Annotated in this window: 2 protein-coding genes; both read right to left on the bottom strand. The window is 67.6% G+C overall.

What is annotated here, in order from left to right; translation table 11 throughout:
* Nucleotides 1-13 precede the first annotated feature (13 nt).
* Nucleotides 14-874 carry a MaoC/PaaZ C-terminal domain-containing protein gene (locus ACWELQ_RS44360; RefSeq protein WP_452402960.1) on the bottom strand — a complete coding sequence of 287 codons (861 nt, stop codon included), beginning with the start codon at nt 872-874 and terminating at the stop codon, nt 14-16.
* Nucleotides 875-1,149: 275 nt separating this feature from the next.
* The coding region (locus tag ACWELQ_RS44365; protein ID WP_452402961.1) for an FAD-binding protein at nt 1,150-2,166 on the bottom strand (1,017 nt) is incomplete at its 5' end.

A 2,166-nucleotide genomic window follows, 5' to 3' on the forward strand; every position in this document is an offset into this window, starting at 1 on the left:
GAACAACGGTGCACTACGAGGGGGTGAGCACCACGTCCGCCAGGACGGGGGCGTCGTCGCGTTCGACGACGGTCACGGCGATGGCCAGCTCGCCGTCCTGCTGCCAGATGCGGCTGCGCAGGGTCTCGCCCGGGTACATGACTCCGGCGAAGCGGGCGCGGAAACCCTTGACGCGGGCCACATCCGAGGCCAGCACGGTGTCGGTGGCGGTCTTCAGCACCAGGCCGTAGGTGCACAGGCCGTGCAGGATGGGGTTGGGGAAGCCTGCGTTGCGGGCGAATTCGGGGTCCGAGTGCAGCGGGTTGCGGTCGCCGCACATGCGGTAGAGCAATGCCTGCTGCGGCAGGGTTGGGGTGAGGACCTCGAAATCCGGTGTGCGGTCAGGGAGTTCGGTCTTGGCGCTGGGGCCCCGCTCGCCGCCGAAGCCGCCCTCGCCCTTGGCGAAGATGGAGGAGCGGGAGGTCCACAGGAGTTCTCCGTCGGAGCCGACGGCGGTGTCCTCACGCCAGACGACGGCATTGCTGCCCTTGTCCCAGATCTCGGTGATGCGACCGGAGATGGAGCCCTTGCCGGAAGCCGGGATCGGCCGGTGCACGATGGTTTCCTGGCTGCCGTGCACGACCTTGGCGAGATCGATGTCGATGCCGTCGAACTTCACCTTGGGCGGTTCGGTCTCGTGGAAGGACGGCGCGACGGTCGCGAAGGACGGCAGCACGGCGGGCTCGCGGTCATCGACGTAGCGCAGCTCGGCCGCGTCGGTCCAGCGGTTGCCCGCACCCAGCGCCAGGTTGTAGGTCTGCACATCGCTGGCGGACCAGCTGAATTCGCGCGCGGGGATCTGCGCGCCGAGCGCGACACTCAAATCGATGGGCATGAAAGGTTCTCCTCGTCACTCGCGTCCGATGGTCCGGCGCGGATCGCCGCCTCGCAAGCCCCCGCTCCGCTGACCGGGTAGCGCGTCGGTCGGCGCTGAAAGTCTGGTCCCGGTCCCGCCGCTGGAAAGAGCGTTCGCGACGGCGGTCCGGGCGTTCAGTTGTTTTTCCCGCGCCCTGCCGGGATAGAGCGGTACGGCAGGTGCGGGTGGGTTGGGCGCGGACTCGACGTGACCCGACTCGCGCCCAACCCGATCCTGAACCGGGTTGGGACGGTTCAGGACGCCTTTTCCGCGGGGACGTTCGCGCCGTTCTTCTTCTTGGCGGCGACGTCCAGGGCGGCCAGGTAGCCGAAGGTGATCGCGGGTCCGATGGTCGCGCCGGGACCGGCGTAGGTGTGGCCCATGACCGGCGAGGAGGTGTTGCCCGCCGCGTAGAGCCCCTCGATGACGGTCCCGTCCTCGCGCAGCACGCGAGCGTCGTTGTCGGTGATCAGACCGCCCTTGGTGCCGAGGTCGCCGGGGACCATCTTCACCGCGTAGAACGGGCCCACCTCGAGCTTGTTGAGGCACGGGTTCGGCTTGATGGTCTGGTCGCCGTAGTAGCGGTCGTAGGCGCTGTCGCCACGGTTGAAGTCGAGGTCCTTGCCGGACTCGACGAACCCGTTGAAGCGCTCGATGGTGGCGGCCAGCTTGTCGGCGGGAACCCCGATCTTCTCGGCCAATTCGGCCACCGTGGGGGCGACGACGATCAGGTCGTTTTCCATCCAGCGGGACGGAATCCGCTGGCCAGGCTGCAATCCGGCGAAGATGTAGCGGGACCGGTAGCGCTGATCGAACACCAGCCAGCACGGCACGTTCTCGCCCGGACCTTCACCCTGCCCGTATTCGCCGCCGTACATGGTGTGCACTGCCTCGACGTAAGGAGCGGACTCATTACCGAATCGCTGACCTTGCGTATTGATCATGATGGAGCCGGGCAGATTTCGCTCGGCGAGGCAGAACCAGGGCTTGCCCTCGCCGCGGAAGGTGGTCGGACCCCACCAGGCGTCGTCCATGAACGAGATGTCCGCGCCCGCCTCGATGCCGGCCCGGATGCCGTCGCCGGTATTGGCGGCCGCGCCGGTGGTCCACTCGGTGGTGATGGGCTCGCGCTGGTACTTGTGCCGCATGTCAGCGTTGTGCTCGAAGCCGCCGCTGGCCAGGATCACGCCGTACTTGGCGTTAAAGCGAACGGCTTCCCCGTTCTGCTCGGCGTCGACGCCGGTGACCACACCGTTCTCGATCACCAGCCC

This window comes from Nocardia sp. NPDC004722 (assembly GCF_053601505.1).